This window comes from Kurthia sp. YJT4 (assembly GCF_030219945.1).
Taxonomy (GTDB): Bacteria; Bacillota; Bacilli; order Bacillales_A; family Planococcaceae; genus Kurthia; species Kurthia gibsonii.
In genome coordinates this window covers 2115199-2135734 of sequence record NZ_CP126689.1, presented here as the reverse complement: position 1 = coordinate 2135734, position 20536 = coordinate 2115199, and the positions used below count along the sequence as shown (strand labels likewise).

Genomic DNA, 20536 nt, shown 5'->3' with positions numbered 1-20536 from the left:
AAATAGAACAAATAAGCCTGTATGCAGTAGTAGATGCATGCAGGCTTATTCATATTTAAAACTTTCGTTAAACGAAGAAAAAATTATTTACATATGCAAACAAATATTACTATACTATAGAAACACTAGAAAGAAGAAAAGAGATGAAATGAGAATGGATTCAACAAAAAAAGGTATTTTGTCCGCAACGTTTGCGTATATTATTTGGGGACTTGTACCGATTTATTGGAAACAACTAGACATGGTGAATAGTAACGAAATTATTACGAGTCGTATTATCTGGTCATTTATTTTAACGCTCATCTTTGTCGTAGCCATTCGACAAGGAAAAGATTTATTACAAGATGTTCAAACACTGTGGCAACATCAAAAATCATTTTGGTCATTAGTTGCAGCTTCCTATTTAATATCAGCAAACTGGTACATATTTATTTGGGCAGTGAATCATAATCATATTGTAGAGACAAGTATGGGTTATTATATTAATCCATTAGTTTCTGTATTACTAGGTGTTATTTTCTTGAAAGAGCGTTTATCAAAGGCGCAAGTTTTAGCGTGCATCATTGCATTTGCCGGTGTAGCAGTTCTCATTATTTCAAATGGAAAGTTCCCATTTGTAGCACTTGGACTTGCTTTTTCATTTGGTATTTATGGGTTATTAAAGAAACAAATCAAACTAGATGCCACACGCGGTTTAGTAATTGAAACACTATTTATTCTGCCACTTGCAGTAGGCTATTATATTTATTTAATTGCTAAAGGTGAATCGGCAATGTTCCACTTAGACTGGGTAACAACATTACTATTAATTGGTACAGGTGTCATCACAGCAATTCCATTAATCTTATTTGCAGTAGGTGCACAAAATATTCCACTTTACTTAGTTGGATTCTTCCAATATATTGCGCCAACTATGACATTGTTAATTGGTACATTTATTTACCATGAAAAATTTGGACTTCATGATTTCATTGCATTTGGCTGTATCTGGCTTGCCATTATTGTTTTCTCATATGCTACAATTGTAGAGGCGAAAAAATCAAAAAATTTAGCCTGAAAATGAAACATTTGGAAAAATAATGCGTATAAACAGTCAGAGGAGATGAGTTTATGAATGCAAAAAGATGGATTGCACTTGGAATAGCAGCCTTTTTACTGGTTGGTTCTACGGTAATTAGTGGCTTGATTAATTTTAGTAAAGTAAAATTTTCTGATGCTATGGTGCAAGTAATGGGTGAAGAATCTTCACTTGAACGTACAACAGTACAAGAAGGAAAAGAAACATCACAAATTGCAGTTTTAAAAGTAGATGGAGCAATTCAAGATACAGGTGAAGCTTCAGCGTTTACAGGGTCAAAGGGATATAATCATAAACAGTTTTTAAAACAGTTAGATGATGTGAAAAAAGATACAACTGTAAAAGGTGTTGTATTATATGTGAATTCACCAGGTGGTGGCGTTGTCGAGTCAAAACAAATCTATGAAAAAATCAAAGATATTCAAAAGACGCGTAATATTCCAATCTATACATCAATGGGATCAATGGCCGCTTCAGGTGGTTACTATATCTCAGCGCCAACAGATAAAATCTTTATCGATGAAGAGACGTTAACAGGTTCAATCGGCGTTATCATGCAATCAATTAACTACAGTAAATTAGCTGATAAATACGGCGTGAAATTCGAAACGATTAAAACAGGTCCGTATAAAGATATTATGAGTGGCTCTCGTGAGATGACAGAAGGCGACCGTAAAATCTTACAATCAATGGTTGATGACTCATACCAACGTTTCTTAAAAGTTGTAGCAGATGGTCGTAACATGCCGATGGAAAAAGTTAAAAAAGTGGCAGATGGTCGCGTATATAATGGTTCACAAGCTGTAAAAGTAGGATTAGCAGATGAATTCGGTTATACAGAAGATGCGATTGCTGCAATGAAGAAAGAAAAAGGTTTAACAGGTTCAAAAGTATATGAATACAGTACAACCGATTCCATCACAAGCTTATTTGCAACAAAAGTGCAGTCGTTATTAGGTGGTGGCTCAGTTGATGCACAAATGGTTCAACACATTTTATCAAATGCACAAAATGGCCCACGTCTCATGTATATGTATGGTGAAGAATAGGAGGTTTTCGCATGACACAATTTGCAACGCAAATCGAAATGCAAGAATCCGCTATTTTTGAACATAAATCAGCGGGATTTTGGGTTCGCTTTTTCGCTTTTTTAATTGATGTATTATTAGTAAACACTGTCCTAGTCGGTCTGCTGTTACAAAACATTATTCCCAAGTCGATTTGGGAAAATGAATTGATTTTATATATCTCGATTTCAGCTGTTTTATCAGGCGTGATGTTTTACATTTACTTCATCTTGATGACAAAATTTTTAAGTCAGACATTAGGTAAGATGATTTTTGGTTTAAAAGTCGTACGAGATGATGGTGAACCTCTTTCATGGTCTACTGTGCTATTTCGTGAAGGTGTAGGGCGCTTTATTTCGATGACAGTGAAAATTTTATATTTAATCATTCCATTCACACCAAAGCATAAAGCTGTCCATGATTTCATTGCAGATACACATGTTATCCATGAAAGAGCATATAGTAAAAAAGAACAAGTAGTATCGCAAACAGTCGAAGTATAAAGAATTAAGGCTTCATAGTTGCGTAGTAAAGTGTAATTTTAGTAGAATTGGAAGTAGAAATTTTGAGGAGGCGTTTTGAGAATGGCAAATGTAACATTTATTAATAATCCAGTAACACTAGTAGGCGAAGAAGTAACTGTAGGTTCAAAAGCACCTGATTTTAAAGTTGTAGATAACGGTTTAGGTGAAAAAACATGGAAAGATTTCGCTGGTAAAAAAGTGTTAATTTCAGTTGTACCTTCTTTAGACACAGGCGTTTGTGATGCACAAACACGTCGTTTCAATGAAGAAGCGGCATCATTCGGTGATGATGTTGTGGTACTGACGATTTCAATGGACTTACCATTCGCACAAAAACGTTGGTGTGGCGCAAACGGTATTGAAAATGTTATTACATTATCAGATCACCGCGATGCATCATTTGGTGAAGCTTATGGCGTATTAATGAAAGAACTTCGCTTATTAGCTCGTTCAATCTTCGTAATTAATGAAGCTGGTGAAGTCACTTACACAGAATATGTTCCAGAAGGCACAAACCACCCAGATTATGATCGTGCTTTAGAAGCTCTAAAAGCACTTTAATTAAAAACATGAACGTTAGGGCCTGTCCTGTAAAGGATAGTCCCTTTCGTGTTTAGGAGTATCAAATGGAAAAAATAGAAAATATTTTCACTTATTTAGATGAGCAATCTAAAAAAGTAAGCAAAGAATTTGATGTTACGTATTTAGACGGTCTTCTATCTACTCTAACGCAATTAGTGGAAGAACCTGAATCATCTATTCTAAAAGAAGTATCAAAAGAGCAAGTGAGAAAGGCAATTCAACTCGCTTTATTAAAAGGCATGCGTAAAAATGTACAGCCAAATCATCAAATGACACCCGATTCTCTTGGTTTTTTAGTAGGTTATTTTGTCGAGCAGTTCTTTGAAAAGCAATTAAAAGAGCAAGAGAAGGTTACATTACTTGATCCAACCATTGGAACAGGGAACCTAATGATGACTGTGATGAATCATTTAGACGGTAAAATTGAAGGAATTGGTGTAGAGATTGATGAACTATTAATTCAACTCGCTGCAGTTTCAGCTGATTTACAAGAGCAACCGGTTGCTTTATATCGTCAAGATGCGTTACAACACCTTTTAATCGATCCTGTTGATGGAGTAATTTGCGATCTACCTGTTGGATATTATCCAGATACAGAATATGCAGAGAACTTTGAAATTCATAAGGAAGATGGTATGACGTATGCACACCATTTATTAATTGAGCAATCAATGAACCATACGAAAGATGGTGGCTACTTATTCTTCTTAGTACCGAATAACTTATTTGAATCAGAACAAGCACCTTTACTTTATAGTTATGTGCAAAAACATGCGTGGATTCAAGCGGTTGTCCAGTTACCTGAAAATCTTTTTAAACAAAAAGAGATGGGAAAAAGCTTATTCATTTTACAGAAGAAAAAAGAAGGCGAACAAGCAGTTAAAGATGTGCTACTCGCGAAAGTTCCAAGACTAGACAATATTCAAGCACTCGAAACTTTCTTCGCACGCGTACAAAATTGGAAGAAAGAAGAGAAGAAATAAATTGAATCCACAATATAAACAATATGAAAACACAGAATTATGGGCAACCATTTGGCAATCACTCGATGAATTAGTTGAGAATGGTGACTTAGAAGAAAAAACACCAAGAGGTCATATTGTTGGTTACCTGTGTGAAAAGCTCACTAAAGAGCAAGAACAAGAAAAGTAATAGAAAAAGAGAAATCGCATTGAATCGCGATTTCTCTTTTTTAATTGGTGATTATTCAGCTGCTGGTGTACGTACAACTAATACGTCACATTTTGCAGAGCGTACGATGCTTTCAGATACACTACCGATTAGGAAGCGCTCTACAGCATTTAGACCAGTCGCACCACATACGATTAAATCAGCTACTGTTTTTTCAGCAACGTCTTTTGTAATCATTGTTTTTGGTGAACCGTATTCGATTAATGTTTTCACTTCTTTTACGCCATGTTGTTCAGCAATTGTTTTATATTCGTTTAATTTTTCTTCAGCAAAGCTTTGAGCGCGTTCAGCGATTGAGCGATCATACGCTTCGATTGCTGCGAAAGAACGTGTATCGATGATGTTTACTAAGTGTAAAACCGCATCGTTACGTTGTGCTACCTCTACTGCTTTGTTGAATGCGTATTCTGCTTCTGCAGAACCATCTACTGCTACAATAATGTTGTTATAAGTTGCCATAATAAAATTCCTCCTCTTTGCTTTTATAAGCATATTATAACATTCTATATCAATTCACAAATCCCTCTTTTTTAAATGGAATTGGAACAAATTATGAATTTTTCATCAAAAAATTAATTAGAAAAATCAAAAGATTTAATATAATTAAATAGCATATTTTGTTATTTTTACATAAAAAAAGAGTTTATAGGCCTTTTGTAAACGCAATTATTTGGAAAAAAGAAAAAAACTTGAAAATTATTTTGCAAAAAGTCGTAAAAATCTGTTAAGATAGATTTGTTTGAAGAGATAAGTTTAACTTCATATATACTTTTATCTTTAGGAGGATGGGTCATGAAAATTGGTATTCCAAAGGAAATCAAAAACAATGAAAATCGTGTAGCAATTACACCAGCAGGCGTTGTGAACTTTAAGGTATCAGGTCACGATGTTGTCGTAGAAAAGGGCGCTGGTATTGGTTCAGGATTTACAGATGAAGAATATATTGAAGCAGGGGCAGTAATGGTAGACCAAGCAGGTGCTTGGAATGTTGATATGGTCATGAAAGTTAAAGAACCAATCGAATCAGAGTACAGCTTCTTTACAGAAGGCTTAATCTTATTCACTTATTTACACTTAGCACCAGAACCAGCTTTAACAAAAGCATTAATCGATAAAAAAGTGACAGCGATTGCTTATGAAACAGTACAATTACCAAACCGTTCACTACCATTATTAACACCAATGAGTGAAGTTGCAGGTCGTATGGCAACACAAATCGGTGCACAGTATTTAGAAAAACAAGAAGGCGGTAAAGGTATTTTACTAGGCGGCGTACCAGGGGTGTCACGCGGTAAAGTAACAGTAATCGGCGGTGGTATGGCTGGCGCAAATGCTGCGAAAATCGCTGTAGGTATGGGTGCTGATGTAACAATTATCGACTTAAGCCCAGAACGTTTACGTGAATTAGATGATCAATTCGGTACAGATGTTCATACACTTATTTCAAACCCATATAACATTGCAGAGTCTGTAAAACAATCTGATTTAGTAATCGGTGCTGTATTAATTCCAGGTGCTAAAGCGCCAAAATTAGTAACAGAAGAGATGATTAAATCGATGTCACCAGGTTCAGTTGTTGTTGATATCGCAATCGACCAAGGTGGTATTTTCGAAACATCAGATCGTATTACAACACATGATGAGCCAACTTATGTGAAGCATGGTGTGGTTCACTATGCAGTGGCAAATATGCCAGGTGCAGTACCACGTACAGCAACAATGGCTTTAACAAATAACACAGTACCTTACGCAGTACAAATTGCGAATAAAGGTTATGTAAAAGCATGCTTAGATAATGAAGCATTACGTAAAGGTTTAAACGTATTAGATGGTCATGTAACGTTCGATGCAGTTGCAGAAGCGCTTGGTTACGAATACGTTCCAGCTGACGCGTTATTACAAGCAAAAGCATAATCAAAAATGATTCATACAAAGGGAATCAGGGGTCAGTTTGTTTGTGAGTAGATAACGTATAAATAGAGATTGATATAAGTCAATCCATTGTATAAAAAAAGAGAAATTCCAAAGCCGATTGGCAGCGGAATTTCTCTTTTGTTTTTAACACTTATTTTGGTTCAACAATGTGTAACTCTTTAGGGAATGATGTTAGAATTTCAACACCATCTTTTGTCACAACAACATCATCTTCGATACGTACGCCAGCTGTGTCACCTTTATAAACACCTGGTTCAATCGTGAAAACCATACCTTCCACTAAAGGCAATTCATTTGAACCGTGGATAGAAGGAATTTCGTGTAAACCAATTCCAAGACCATGTCCTAGACGGTGTGTGAAATATTCACCAAAACCAGCATCTTCAATTTTTTGACGCGCTGCACGGTCTAAGTCCATTGTACGAACACCTGGTTTAACTAAATCAATTGCGGCTTTATTCGCGCTTAGTACAGCATCATATACTGCTTTTTGCTCTGCATTTGGTTCACCGAATGCAACTGTACGTGTAATATCAGAACAGTAACCTTCATAAACAACACCTAAATCAAACAGTACTAGGTCACCTTTTTTAATTTTTGTGTTACCTGGCGTGCCATGTGGAGAAGCAGCATTTAATCCTGTTAATACCATTGTATCGAATGACATATAGTAACCTTTTTGAAGGATTGCAGCTTCGATTGCCGATAGTACTTCAAGTTCTGTTTTACCTTCAGCTAATTCATCGCAACCTACTTGAATCGCATAGTCAGCAAGTTTTGCTGCTTCACGAATTTTTTCCACTTCATCAGCAGATTTAACAATACGTAAATCTGTTAATACTTGATCAATTCCAACAACTGAACTGTTCGGATAGAAGCGTTGTAAAGTATCTAAACGTTCTACTGTTAAATGTGATTTTTCAATTGCTAATGTTTGAATGGCACTAACAGATTGAGCTGCTTTATTTGCAAGTACTTCAAAAGCATCTTCCTGATCGTCGTGACCTACTACATCGTATGTCCAGCCAGCTGCCTTCGCATCAGGAACCTCCATTTTTGGACAAATCATAAATGGTGCAGCATCTTTAAAAATAAGAATGCCTAGTAAGCGCTCATGTGGATCACTTAAAAATCCTGATAGATAAAAAACATTTTCAGGAGTTGTGATGAATGCAGCATCAATGTTTGCTGCTTGTAAATGGTGTTGAATTTTTTCGATTTTAGATGACATAATGTCGTCTCCTCTCAAATCTCTATAATTGAATTTCGTCTGACTTGGGTATAGAACAAACGTAAGAAAAAATGTGTGTACTAGTTATCTTAGGTTTCCATTCTGTAACAGAATATGTTACAAATGAGATACGTACATTTCACATGAAGTCACGTCAATCTAAAACAAGTGTAACGCTTTACCAGTGTATCAAAAAAACAGCATTTGTGTGTAATGTAATCCATATTTTAAGGAGGATTTTTCAATGCAAATATCATTTCATGGACATTCAGTTGTAAAAATCAAAACGAATGACAAGGTCATTTTAATCGACCCATTCATTAATGGAAATAGCCAAACCGATTTAAAAGTAGAGTCAGAATCACCAGATGTAATCTTACTAACACATGGTCACAATGATCATGTTGGTGATACAGTTGAGTTGGCGAAAAAACATGATGCCCTTGTGGTCGCTCCAAACGAATTAGCAGATTATCTATCTTGGCAAGGTGTACGCGTTCATAATATGCATATTGGTGGCGCTTATACATTTGATTTTGGAACAGTCAAATATACACAAGCATTTCACGGGTCTTCTTATGTAACAGAAGACAAACAAATTATTTATACGGGCATGCCAGGTGGTATTTTATTTACAGCAGAAGGCAAAACCATTTATCACGCAGGTGATACAGCGCTGTTTAGTGATATGAAATTAATTGGTGAACGACATCCGATTGACGTTGCGTTTGTACCGATTGGTGACAACTTTACGATGGGACCAGAAGATGCTGCAACGGCAGTAGCGTTTTTAAAACCAAAATTAGCTGTACCGATTCACTACAATACATTCCCCGTAATTGAGCAAAATCCAACCCATTTTGCAAAATTAGTTGAGGGAACAGAAGTATTAATTATGTCCGCAGGGGATGTAATCGAACGCTAGTTTTATGAGAAATCCACTGAAAACGCTAAATTTGTAGCAAATTTACTGTACTTTTGTTTTAAAAAGCAGCACGACAAAACAGGAAATATGGTACACTAGGGGTAGAATGAAGTTGGAAAATAGGTGATTCTTTGGCTACTAAACATGAAAAGATAATTCAATACATCGAGACTTTACCTGTAGGTGATAAAATCTCTGTACGTCAAATTGCAAAAGATATGGCAGTAAGTGAAGGAACAGCTTATCGCGCGATTAAAGAAGCAGAGACACGTCGCTTAGTTAGTACGATTGAGCGTGTAGGGACGATTCGTATTGAGAAGAAGAAAAAAGAGAATATTGAACGTTTAACTTTTGCTGAAATTGTTAACATTGTAGATGGACAAGTATTAGGTGGTAAAAGTGGATTGCATAAAACATTAACGAAATTTGTTATTGGTGCAATGAAGTTAGATGACATGATGCGTTATACGGATGCAGGCAGTTTATTAATTGTTGGTAACCGTTCGAATACGCATTTGAATGCTTTAAAAGCAGGAGCTGCTGTATTAATTACAGGTGGTTTTGATGCGGATGAAGAAGCGCGTCGCTTAGCGGATGAACTTGATTTACCTATTATTTCTTCAAGTTACGATACCTTTACAGTTGCAACGATGATTAATCGCGCTATTTATGATCAGTTAATTAAAAAAGAGATTCTATTAATTGAAGATATTGTTGTACCAATTGAAGACACTTCATATTTAAAATCAACTGACACAGTACGTGACTTTAATGAATTAAATTCTCGTACAACGCATGGTGGTTATCCAGTCGTTGATAAACAGAAGAAAACAGTGGGGATTGTGACATCAAAAGACGTAATTGGTAAGCAAGAATCAGACTCGATTGATCGTTTGATGACACGTAATCCCATTACAGTTACAATGAAGACGAGTGTAGCAACAGCTGGACACCGTATGATTTGGGAAGGAATCGATTTATTACCTGTTACGGACGAACATGGCGTGTTACAAGGCGTTGTAAGTCGTCAGGATGTATTAAAGGCGATGCAAATGGCTCAGCGTCAACCACAGCATGGCGAAACGATTGATGACCTTGTGAAAAATGAGATGAAGCTTGAAAAAGACGAAGACGATTCAACGGTTGAATTTACGGTAACACCGCAAATGACGAATCAGTTTGGTGCGATTTCATATGGAGCTTTCACAACATTACTAGTAGAAGCAGGGGCAGCCGCTTTGAAAAAAACAAAGCGAGGCGACAGTGTGGTTGAAAATATGACCATCTATTTCATGAAGCCTGTGCAAATGGAAAAAACCATTCAAGTGTTACCGAAAATTTTAGACATGAGTCGTAAATTTGCGAAAATTGATTTTGAAGTTTATAGCGATGAAATATTAGTATGTAAGGCACTTGTGACATTCCAAGTATTAGAACGATAAAGAGTATTGGGCGATTTTGTTGCCCAATACTTTTTTTATTTACGATTTCAGATAAAATAACTCAGAAATAAATACACCTCATGTAAAAACTGTTAAAATAGAAAGTAGTATTTTCGTTAATTTATTTTAAGGGAGCGATTTAGATGAAACAACAAATTATTGAATGTATTGAAAAGTATCAAACGATTATCATTCATCGTCATGTACGTCCAGATGAAGATGCCTATGGTTCGCAAATGGGACTAGCTGCACTCATTCAATCAAATTATCCCGAAAAAACAGTGTACACACCTGGTACACATGATCCGGCACTTACATATTTAGGTGAACCCGTACATGTGGAAGATGAAGCATATAATGGTGCTCTAGTGATTGTCACAGATACAGCGAATCAAGAACGCATTGATGATCAACGTTATACAATGGGTGAGACATTAATTAAAATAGACCATCATCCAAATGACGATGCTTATGGTGACATTACATGGGTAGACACATCTGCGAGTTCTTGCTCAGAATTGATTTATGAGCTATATGAATATGGGGAAGAACATCGTGCTTGGGGGCTTCCTGCACAGGCAGCACGTTATTTATTTGCTGGAATTGTAGGCGATACAGGACGTTTTAAATTCCCAAGTGCAACAGAAAAAACATTTAAAACAGCAAGTAAATTAGTGAAGCATGACTTTGATCGCTCTACGCTATTTGATGGTATGTATGAATTGAGTAAAGAATTGCTACAATTACAAGGCTACATTTATCAAAATTTCCATATGAACGAAAATGGTGCAGCTTATATTAAGTTGCCAAAAGAATTACTAGAAGAATATGGAGTCACAGCGCTCGAAACAAGTGCGCTTGTCAGTTCTTTAGGAAATGTAAAAGGAATTCGTGCATGGGCTATTTTTGTTGAAGAGCCAGATCAAATTCGTGTTCGTTTACGCTCGAAAGGTTTAGTTATTAATACGATTGCTAAACAATTTAGAGGCGGCGGTCACCCATTTGCTTCGGGGGCTACAATTTATGATTGGTCAGAAGCAGATGATTTAATCGCACAATTAGATGAGGTTTGTGCGCAATAGAAAGGAGAAGAAATGAATGGATGCTCATTTTCCGCAAATCGTAACGTCTGCAAGTATGCTGGATAGTATTGTGAAAATCGAAGAATTATCAGCTGCTTTACAATCGTATGAGCATGCAACAGTTGCCATTACAGACCGTAAGTTGTATGGTTTACTTCATTTCAATCAAGTTATGAAAAAAGCACACATACAACCAGTCTTAGGACTGACAGTAGATCTTGTGTGCCAAGAAAATCTCACGATACCACTTGTTTTATATGCAGCGAATCAACAAGGTTACCAACATCTAATCAAAATTTCTTCTGCGATTTCATTAAGAGAGCAAGAAGATTTACCGTTAAAATGGTTACTTGGTTATCAAAAGGGGCTAATTGTCATGTTACCTGTTGCAATGACACATCATTGTGATGAAGTCATACAAATGGTTCAACAGTTACATGAACAATTAGAATATTTCTATTTAGGGATTGAGCGAGCGAATGGAATCATCCACGAACAAGAATCGCTGTGGCGTGATGTTGCACAATCTGAAAAACTAAAAGTGATGGCAACCCAGCGCGTCCATTTTTTAAACGAAGAAGACGTGGAAGCCTATACAGTAGCGAAAGCGATTCAGCAAGGTGTGCGTGTAGAGGACCGTGAACAACTTAATCCTATAGAACGTGCACATTATTTACCGACAATGTTGCAATTGAAAGAGTGGTTTCAAGATGTACCAGAATGGTTAGATACAACAGCGGAAGTATTAAATCAGTGTAAAGTTGAGTTAACGTATGAACAGCATTATATGCCGAAGTTTCAACCATTAGAAGAAGGAAAGACAGCCGAGGTTTTACTTGCAGAGCAATGTAAAAAAGGTTTACAAGAGCGTGGTTTTACAGGACAACAAATATATGAAGAGCGTTTGCAATATGAACTACGTGTCATCAATGATATGGGTTATGCAGATTACTTCTTAATCGTAGCAGACTATATCGCTTTTGCGCGTTCAAAACGTATTTTAACAGGACCAGGTCGTGGTTCGTCTGCGAGTTCACTCGTTGCGTATTGTTTACGTATTACGAATGTTGACCCGATACAGTATGATTTATTATTTGAGCGTTTTTTAAATCCAGCGCGTATTACATTACCTGATATTGACGTCGATTTTGCAGACGCTAAAAGACAAGAAGTGATTGAGTATGTAGCGAAAAAGTACGGAACCTCGCATACAGCACAAATTATTACATTTGGTACATTATCAGCGAAAGCAGTAGCACGCGACGTCGCACGTGTTCTAGGCTTTACAATGGAGGAGATGGCTCAAATTTCTGCGCTCATACCTTCAAAGCCAGGAACAATGTTACGAGATGCTGAGCCAGCATTTGAACAGTGGATTGGTACAGATGAGCATAAGGTGAAGTGGCTACAAATTGCGAAACGCTTAGAAGGTTTACCACGTAACGCTTCGACTCATGCTGCTGGTGTGATTTTATCACCGATTGCTTTACCTGAAATCGTTCCAATTGAAAAAGGTAGCGATGATATCTATATGACGCAATGGCCGATGAAAGAAGTTGAAGCGGTTGGATTATTGAAAATGGACTTTTTAGGTTTGCGTAATTTATCCATACTCGACCATATTCGATATCTTATTTATGCAGGTGAACGACGTGTACTAGATTTTGAAAAAATTCCTTTAGATGATGTGAGAACGTATCAATTACTACAACAAGGTGATACAACAGGGGTATTCCAATTGGAGTCGGCTGGTATGCGACAAGCTTTAAAAGAAGTATATCCAACTAGCTTTTTAGATTTAGTAGCAGTAAATGCGTTGTATCGTCCAGGTCCGATGGATTTTATTCCTGTTTATAGTAGAAGGAAGCATGGACAAGAACAGGTCGTTTTACCTCACCCGATACTTGCGCCCATTCTTAATGAAACGTACGGTGTTATCGTCTATCAAGAACAGATTATGCGAATCGCTTCTGTTTTTGCAGGTTTTACATTAGGTGAGGCAGATGTATTAAGACGAGCAGTTAGTAAAAAAGAAAAAAGTATATTAGATCAAGAACGTCAACATTTTGTACAAGGTGCTCTACAGAATGGGTACGCTAAAAATGTAGCAAATGAGGTATATGATTTAATTGTTCGCTTTGCGAATTATGGTTTTCCGAAAAGTCATGCTGTTGCCTACAGTTTAATTACGTATCAAATAGCTTATTTAAAGGCCAATTTTGCACCGTATTTCTATGCGGCTCTCTTAACAAGTGTTATGGGAGATCGAGAAAAGCAGTTGAAAATTTTGCAAGAAGTACGTGCAAAAGATATTCCATTACTACGCCCCTCGATTCAAAAAAGTGGAAAGAGTTACCGCGTTGAAAACGGTAGTATCCGATTAGCATTAGGAGCAATTCGTGGCGTACCCCAAACTTTTTTGAAAAAATTACAGCAAATGCAGCAAGAGAAAAAAGAGTGGAAAAGTATTTTTGATATGGCATTAAGTATATCAGCACAACATTTTAAAGAAAAAACAATCGAAGCTTTAATCAAAGCAGGCGCTTTAGATGATTTTGAACAAGACCGACAAACACTTCTAGCTACTGTTAGTCGTGCTGAAAATCTTGCTAAATTGTATGCGCCTGATGAAGAAACGACTGTGTTGTATGACACGCGAATTTACGGTGTACCGAAACATGCCGAAGCAGAACCTATGCTTGAAAAAGAAAAACTACAAGGTGAAAAAGAAGTTCTTGGTTTCTATATTTCCAAGCACCCTGTTGAGCAGTTGAAAGCGAAAATGGGGCAACCAGTAGTTCCAATACATCGAGTTTCTTCTATTAAAATAGGTGCAACGATTCAAGTCATAGCAGCGGTTCAAAACATAAAAGTAATTCGTACAAAAAATGGCGAGCAAATGGCGTTCTTAACAATCGAAGATGAAACAGGGGCACTATCCGTTACAATTTTCCCGAAGGTGTTTGAACAAATCAAGTCCTTATTAGAGGAAGATTCTATTTTATATATTGAAGGAAAAGTAGAATCGCGTCAGCAACAAATACAATTAATTGCCCAAAAAATACAAGATGTGAAGTCATTATAAGAAGTAAGTAGATGTGTTTTATAACAAAGCGCATCTACTTATTTTTTTGTGTTTTATAATGAAAACGTTAAAAATCAATTCAAAAAATGAATGAGTAAAAAGTCTAGAATTACATGATTTTACTTTACTAACTAAAAAAACTTTTGTATGCTATAAAAAGTGGTCAGACCACTTTTGTGAAGATGGGGAGTTGAAGCGATGAATGTAGAGAAGTCCGCGCCAAAAAGATTTATTCAAATAGTGAAAGAGCTTCGAGAAATTATTCGAGTTGAAGAAATTGGACCAGGTGATAAACTGCCTTCAGAACGTGTATTGGCAGAAAGACTAGGTGTTGGGCGATCTTCTGTACGTGAGGCTTTACGAAGTATGGAGCTGCTAGGCTTAATTGAAACCAAACATGGTGGTGGCACATTCCTATCCGATTTTAGAAATCATAAATTAGTAGAAGTATTATCTACATTTGTTTTACAAGAAGAAAAAGATTTAGTAAATGTTCATCACACACAACAAATTTTAGAGCGCGATGCGATTGTTGAAGTTGCAACAGACGAAAAGCTTTGTAAATTACCTGTGTGGGAAAGTTTACTACATATGTTAATTATTGAAGGTCAAATTGAACGAGAAATTTTAGTTCGAGAATTGATGGTATCATCACATAATCGATTAGTATTTAAAATTTGGATGATTTTAAATCAATTCGGTAAGTCACCGTATCGAGGACAATCGACTCCAGCGGAACGAGAAGTACTAGCGACATTTATAAGTGAATTAATTGCAGGGAATCCTGCTCAGGCGGTTCAGGCCTATGAGGTATGGATTGATTTGTTAACTGAAGGGGAGAATATGGAATGAGTATAAAAAATATATTTTCAAAAACAAAACCGAATAAAGTAAAAAAAGCACAGGTTCAAAATGATATTAAAGCAGGTGTTATGCATCAATGTTCAGAATGTAAGCATGTAATGGTTACAAAAGAATTACAGAAGAACTTATATGTTTGTCCAAAATGTAATTATCATAACAAAATCAATTCACAACAACGAATGAATCTAGTGATTGACGAAGGTACATTCCAATCAATTGATGATAATTTAAAAACAACGAATCCACTTGGCTTCCCAGGATACGTTGAAAAAGTACAAGTAGACCAAGCGAAGACTGGTTTGAATGAAGCAGTGTTAACAGGTATCGGCCAAATTGATGGTCAAACGATTGTGTTAGCAGTTATGGATTCGTTCTTCCGTATGGGATCAATGGGGTCAGTAGTCGGTGAAAAAATCACACGTGCGATTGAAAAAGCAACGGAATTAAAAGTACCATTTATTATCTTTACTGCAAGTGGTGGCGCACGCATGCAAGAAGGTGCATTATCGCTAATGCAAATGGCGAAAACATCTGTAGCACTTGAAAAACATAGTCGTGAAGGTCAGTTATATGTATCAGTTATGACACACCCAACGACAGGTGGCGTATCAGCGAGTTTTGCATCTGTTGGTGATATCAATTTAGCTGAACCACAAGCGTTAATCGGCTTTGCAGGTCGTCGTGTTATTGAACAGACTGTACGTGAAAAATTGCCGGATGATTTCCAAACAGCAGAGTTTTTATTAAAGCATGGTCAATTAGATAAAATTGTCCCTCGACATGAGATGAAAGATACATTAAGTACGATTGTTCGTTTACACACGAAGGGAGACAACTAATCATGGAACAAACATTACCATTTGAAAAACCATTAATTGAACTACAAGCTAAAATTGCTGAGTTAAAATCAGTAACGGAGAGCGCTGACATTGATTTTACAGAAGAAATTAAGCATCTTGAAACGAAGTTTGAAACACTTCAAAAAGAGATTTATTCAAACTTAGAACCTTGGGATCGTGTTCAAATTGCACGTCACACTATGCGTCCAACAAGCTTAGATTACATTCACGCCATCTTTGATGATTTTATCGAACTTCATGGTGATCGAAACTACGGAGATGATGAAGCTTTAATCGGTGGAATTGCAAGTATTGATGGACAAGCTGTAACTGTCATAGGACACCAACGAGGTAAGGCAACGAAAGAAAACATTCGTCGTAATTTTGGTATGCCACATCCAGAAGGTTATCGTAAAGCACTTCGCCTAATGAAGCAGGCAGAAAAATTCAACCGACCAATTATTTGTTTTGTTGATACAAAGGGAGCTTATCCTGGTAAAGCAGCTGAAGAACGTGGACAAAGTGAAGCAATTGCCCGCAACTTGGTTGAGATGGCTGGTTTAACTGTTCCTGTTTTATCTGTTGTGATTGGAGAAGGCGGTAGTGGTGGTGCGCTTGGTATTAGTGTAGCTAATCGTATTTACATGCTTGAAAACTCAACATTCTCAGTTATTTCACCAGAAGGTGCGGCATCGATTTTATGGAAGGATGCTTCACTTGCAAAAGATGCAGCAGAAGCAATGCGAATTACAGCTCCTAACTTAAAAGAAATGACTGTAATCGATGAAATTATTCCTGAAGTTTTAGGTGGGGCACATAAAAACCCAGAGGAGCAGGCAGAATTTGTCGCAGTATCAATTCGTCAAGGGTTGCAAGACTTTAAGGACTTCTCGAAAGAACAATTAGTGAATCAACGCTATGATAAATTCCGTGCGATTGGCTCGTTCGAACAATAAAAATTTGTAAAATATATTTCCAAAGTAAGATTTAGCAGTTATGATAGGGTATAAATAAAGAGGAGGGCTGTTTCGAAGAATAGAGTATATTCATCGTAACAGCCTCATTCTTTCAACACATAGCTGCTTAATCTGTATTCATTATGCTATTGTGTAAAGTGTAAAAACTTGCAGGAGGGGAAAACATGAAAAAAATCGGAGTCTTAACGAGTGGTGGCGATTCACCTGGTATGAATGCCGCAATTCGAGCAGTCGTACGTAAAGCGATTTATCATGGTTTAGAAGTTGCTGGTATTTTTCATGGATATCAAGGCTTAATTGATGGAAATATAAAGCCATTAGAACGTGGTGATGTTGGTGATATTATCCAACGTGGCGGAACAATGCTTTATTCAGCACGTTGTCTTGAATTCAAAGAAGAAGCGGGACAATTAAAAGCCATTGAACAATTACGTGCACATGAAATTGATGGCTTAGTTGTCATTGGTGGTGATGGTTCCTATCGTGGTGCGAAGGCATTAACAAAGCGAGGAATTCCATGTGTCGGTGTTCCAGGAACAATTGATAATGATATTGCAGGAACAGACTATACGATTGGTTTTGATACAGCGCTTAACACGGTCATTGAAGCCATTGATAAAATTCGTGATACTGCCACATCCCATGATCGTTCTTTTATTATTGAAGTGATGGGACGAGACGCAGGTGATTTAGCACTTTGGGCAGGATTAGCAGGTGGAGCAGAAACAATCTTAATACCAGAAGAGCCGCATGATTTAGAAGATATGGCGGAACGTCTGAAACGTGGTCGAGATCGCGGTAAAAAACATAGTATTATTATTGTGGCAGAAGGTGTGATGTCAGGACAAGATTTACAGGTGAAATTGCTTGAGATGGGAATTGAAACACGTGTATCTGTACTTGGACATATTCAACGAGGCGGTTCCCCAACAGCTAGAGATCGTGTATTAGCTTCTCAGATGGGTGCAAAAGCAGTAGAGTTACTATTACAAAATAACGGCGGAAAAGCTGTTGGTATGCGTAATCACGAAATTGTCGCACATGATTTTGAAGAAGTGTTTGAAGAAAGTCCTGAATTTGATAACGAGATGTACAAGTTATCGAAAGAACTATCGATTTAATAAAATTGGAGTGGTCGTGTAATGAGAAAAACTAAAATTGTTTGTACAATTGGTCCAGCAAGTGAATCAAAAGAAACATTAAAAAAATTAATTGCATCAGGTATGAATGTTGCGCGTTTAAACTTTTCACATGGTAGTCATGAAGAACATGCGGAACGAATCAAAACAATTCGCGAAGCAGCAGAAGAAATGAATAAAATCGTCGCGATTTTACTGGATACAAAAGGTCCTGAAATTCGCACGCACCAAATGGAAAATGATGCAATTGATTTAGTTACAGGTCAAAAAATTGCGATTTCAATGACAGAAGTACTTGGTAACCAAGAAGTCTTTTCAATCACATATGACAAATTAATTGAGGATGTATCAGAAGGCTCGATTATTTTATTAGACGATGGATTAATCGAATTACGTGTAACATCTATTGATTCAGAAAAAGGATTAATTCATACAATCGTTGAAAATGCAGGAACACTTAAAAATAAAAAAGGCGTAAACGTACCAGGCGTATCTGTACAGTTACCAGGTATTACGGAGAAAGATGCAAGCGATATTTTATTCGGAATTGAACAAAAAGTTGATTTCATAGCAGCTTCATTCGTTCGTCGTCCAAAAGATGTTTTAGAAATTCGTACGTTACTTGAGTCGAATGATGCTGGTCATATTCAAATCATTCCAAAGATTGAAAATCAAGAAGGTGTCGATAACATCGACGAAATTTTAAAAGTTTCAGATGGTTTAATGGTTGCACGTGGAGACTTAGGTGTAGAAATCCCAGCTGAAGAAGTACCAGTAGTTCAAAAAAGTTTAATTAAAAAATGTAATAAACTAGGTAAACCTGTTATTACAGCAACACAAATGCTAGACTCGATGCAACGTAACCCACGTCCAACACGTGCTGAAGCATCTGATGTAGCAAATGCGATCTTAGATGGTACAGATGCAATCATGCTTTCAGGTGAAACAGCGGCGGGGCTATATCCTGTAGAGTCTGTTGCAACAATGGCGAAAATTGCAGAGCGTATCGAAAATACATTAGATCATAAAGCAATTGTACGCGCGCAAAGTAAGGAACAAGGTATTAGTATGACGGATTCAATCGCACAATCTGTAGCATATACGTCAATTAATTTACAAGTATCTGCGATTTTAGCACCAACAGAGAGTGGTTATACAGCGAAAACAATTGCGAAATATCGTCCAGGTGTAGCAGTTGTAGCGGTGACATCCTCTGACATTACTGCGCGTAAACTAGCGCTTGTTTGGGGTGTTATGCCAATCGTTGCACAAAAAGTACGTAACACAGATGGTATTTTAGAATTAGCAGTTCAAGAAAGTTTAAAACATCATTTTGTCTCGTATGGCGATGTAGTTGTCATTACAGCAGGTGTACCAGTTGGTCAAGCAGGTACAACAAACTTAATGAAAGTACATGTAATTGGCGATATTTTAACAAAAGGTCAAGGAATCGGTAAATCAGTTGCGAATGGCCAAGCAATTGTTGTAAAAGATGCAGAGGAAGCAAATGCAGTCGATACGACAGGACGTATTATTGTCACAATTGGTTCAGATCGTGACATGATGCCAGCAGTGGCAAATTGTGCAGGGCTGATTACTGAAGAAGGTGGATTAACTTCTCATGCGGCTGTTGTTGGACTATCACTTGGTATTCCTGTTATTGTAGGAGTGAAGGACGCAACAAAATTAATTAAATCAGATCAAGAAATTTCAATGGATGCAACTTCAGGTGTGATTTATCACGGCTATTCAAGCATTCTTTAAAATAGCGTCGCCCTTCAATTGAAGGAGGAAAAATAATGCGTAAATTTTTATTTATACTATTACTTGTACCGATTGTCGAGATTGCATTCGTTTTACTATCAGGTAAGTTAATCGGTGCATGGTGGACAATTGCTTGTATCTTGTTAACAGGTGCTTTGGGTATTTATTTACTCAAAAAAGAAGGTCTAAAAGCAAAACAATCTTTTCAACAAAGTATGCGACAAGGGCAACCACCCGGTTTTGCGCTAATTGATGGAATTCTCGTCTTAGTTGCAGGAGTTTTATTAATCTTGCCAGGGTTCTTATCAGATTTACTGGGCATCTTATTGATTTTAAAACCAGTTCGTCATGCATTAAGACCTCTGATGATTCGCTGGCTAAAGAAAAAATATCAAACAAGTAACGTAGTAGTGTACACGCATGATGCATAAAGAGTAAAAAAACGGAAATTAGAAGGGTAAAATGACCTCTAATTTCCGTTTTTGATTGGAAAAAAAACGATATTTATGTGTCATTTTCTTGATGTAAAGTAGCAACTTGATTTTAGTTATAAGTTTTAAAGTACCTTTTATTTCCATAAAAACATGATTTTTGCCGAGTATTTAGAACAAAATAGTAAAAAATAGTAAAATTTAGGATAAAATGAACCTTTTTGGCTGCTTTGAAATTCATCATTTTTCTGTTTAATGTATGGAAAATACTATAAAAAGTGGTGTTTGCATAAAATGATGTCTTTTCATTCACAAAGCCGTCAAAATTGATTATAATGTTTTATGTAAGCGATTTACTTATAGGTTCATATGATATTTTT

At 36.7% G+C, this 20536-nt stretch carries 19 protein-coding genes; 17 read left to right on the top strand and 2 right to left on the bottom strand.

Features of this window, described 5'->3' with window-relative positions; all coding sequences use genetic code 11:
- Nucleotides 1–154: 154 nt before the first annotated feature.
- The 6 genes from rarD to QN089_RS10535 all read left to right on the top strand — a co-directional run bounded on the left by rarD (nt 155) and on the right by QN089_RS10535 (nt 4403).
- Nucleotides 155–1057 carry an EamA family transporter RarD gene (rarD, locus tag QN089_RS10560; RefSeq protein WP_285215278.1) on the top strand — a complete coding sequence of 301 codons (903 nt, stop codon included), beginning with the start codon at nt 155–157 and terminating at the stop codon, nt 1055–1057.
- A gap of 53 nt (nt 1058–1110) precedes the next feature.
- Nucleotides 1111–2127, top strand: a complete 1017-nt coding sequence (gene sppA / locus QN089_RS10555; protein WP_285215277.1) for a signal peptide peptidase SppA — start codon at nt 1111–1113, stop codon at nt 2125–2127.
- Nucleotides 2128–2138: 11 nt separating this feature from the next.
- Nucleotides 2139–2648: an RDD family protein gene (locus tag QN089_RS10550; RefSeq protein WP_082701376.1), complete on the top strand. Its 510-nt coding sequence runs from the start codon at nt 2139–2141 to the stop codon at nt 2646–2648.
- A gap of 81 nt (nt 2649–2729) precedes the next feature.
- Nucleotides 2730–3230, top strand: coding sequence for a thiol peroxidase (gene tpx / locus QN089_RS10545; protein ID WP_068451900.1), 501 nt, complete (start codon nt 2730–2732; stop codon nt 3228–3230).
- Nucleotides 3231–3295: 65 nt separating this feature from the next.
- Entirely contained in the window at nt 3296–4234 is a 939-nt protein-coding gene (locus tag QN089_RS10540) for a class I SAM-dependent methyltransferase (protein WP_068451902.1), read from the top strand.
- A gap of 1 nt (nt 4235) precedes the next feature.
- Entirely contained in the window at nt 4236–4403 is a 168-nt protein-coding gene (locus QN089_RS10535; RefSeq protein ID WP_165442694.1) for a hypothetical protein, read from the top strand.
- A gap of 51 nt (nt 4404–4454) precedes the next feature.
- Here QN089_RS10535 and QN089_RS10530 read toward each other — a convergent pair whose 3' ends face one another.
- Nucleotides 4455–4901: a universal stress protein gene (locus tag QN089_RS10530; RefSeq protein WP_068451904.1), complete on the bottom strand. Its 447-nt coding sequence runs from the start codon at nt 4899–4901 to the stop codon at nt 4455–4457.
- A gap of 333 nt (nt 4902–5234) precedes the next feature.
- Here QN089_RS10530 and ald point away from each other — a divergent pair, with 333 nt between their 5' ends.
- Nucleotides 5235–6356 carry an alanine dehydrogenase gene (gene ald, locus QN089_RS10525; RefSeq protein WP_068451906.1) on the top strand — a complete coding sequence of 374 codons (1122 nt, stop codon included), beginning with the start codon at nt 5235–5237 and terminating at the stop codon, nt 6354–6356.
- 151 nt (nt 6357–6507) lie between these two features.
- Here ald and QN089_RS10520 read toward each other — a convergent pair whose 3' ends face one another.
- Entirely contained in the window at nt 6508–7608 is a 1101-nt protein-coding gene (locus QN089_RS10520; protein ID WP_285215276.1) for a M24 family metallopeptidase, read from the bottom strand.
- Nucleotides 7609–7852: 244 nt separating this feature from the next.
- On the opposite strand from QN089_RS10520, the gene QN089_RS10515 reads away from it, so the two are divergent.
- The 10 genes from QN089_RS10515 to QN089_RS10470 all read left to right on the top strand — a co-directional run bounded on the left by QN089_RS10515 (nt 7853) and on the right by QN089_RS10470 (nt 20156).
- Nucleotides 7853–8533, top strand: coding sequence for a metal-dependent hydrolase (locus tag QN089_RS10515; RefSeq protein ID WP_285215275.1), 681 nt, complete (start codon nt 7853–7855; stop codon nt 8531–8533).
- A gap of 131 nt (nt 8534–8664) precedes the next feature.
- Nucleotides 8665–9975, top strand: a complete 1311-nt coding sequence (locus tag QN089_RS10510) for a DRTGG domain-containing protein (RefSeq protein ID WP_068451918.1) — start codon at nt 8665–8667, stop codon at nt 9973–9975.
- A gap of 143 nt (nt 9976–10118) precedes the next feature.
- Nucleotides 10119–11057, top strand: a complete 939-nt coding sequence (locus QN089_RS10505) for a DHH family phosphoesterase (RefSeq protein WP_068451920.1) — start codon at nt 10119–10121, stop codon at nt 11055–11057.
- Between the two features lie 16 nt (nt 11058–11073).
- Nucleotides 11074–14142 (top strand): DNA polymerase III subunit alpha, encoded by a 3069-nt coding sequence (gene dnaE, locus QN089_RS10500; protein ID WP_285215274.1) that lies wholly within the window; start codon nt 11074–11076, stop codon nt 14140–14142.
- A 198-nt stretch (nt 14143–14340) separates the two neighbouring features.
- Nucleotides 14341–14994 (top strand): FadR/GntR family transcriptional regulator, encoded by a 654-nt coding sequence (locus tag QN089_RS10495; protein WP_068451924.1) that lies wholly within the window; start codon nt 14341–14343, stop codon nt 14992–14994.
- Complete coding sequence (gene accD / locus QN089_RS10490) at nt 14991–15845, top strand: acetyl-CoA carboxylase, carboxyltransferase subunit beta (protein ID WP_068451927.1); 855 nt, start codon at nt 14991–14993, stop codon at nt 15843–15845. The genes QN089_RS10495 and accD overlap by 4 nt, the downstream gene beginning before the upstream one ends.
- A gap of 2 nt (nt 15846–15847) precedes the next feature.
- Entirely contained in the window at nt 15848–16801 is a 954-nt protein-coding gene (gene accA / locus QN089_RS10485; protein ID WP_285215273.1) for an acetyl-CoA carboxylase carboxyl transferase subunit alpha, read from the top strand.
- Between the two features lie 185 nt (nt 16802–16986).
- A complete protein-coding gene (gene pfkA, locus QN089_RS10480) occupies nt 16987–17943 on the top strand; it encodes a 6-phosphofructokinase (protein WP_068451933.1) in 957 nt (318 codons plus the stop codon).
- Between the two features lie 21 nt (nt 17944–17964).
- Nucleotides 17965–19725, top strand: a complete 1761-nt coding sequence (gene pyk, locus QN089_RS10475; RefSeq protein ID WP_068451935.1) for a pyruvate kinase — start codon at nt 17965–17967, stop codon at nt 19723–19725.
- Nucleotides 19726–19760: 35 nt separating this feature from the next.
- Nucleotides 19761–20156, top strand: coding sequence for an FxsA family protein (locus QN089_RS10470; protein WP_068451939.1), 396 nt, complete (start codon nt 19761–19763; stop codon nt 20154–20156).
- Nucleotides 20157–20536: the final 380 nt, after the last annotated feature.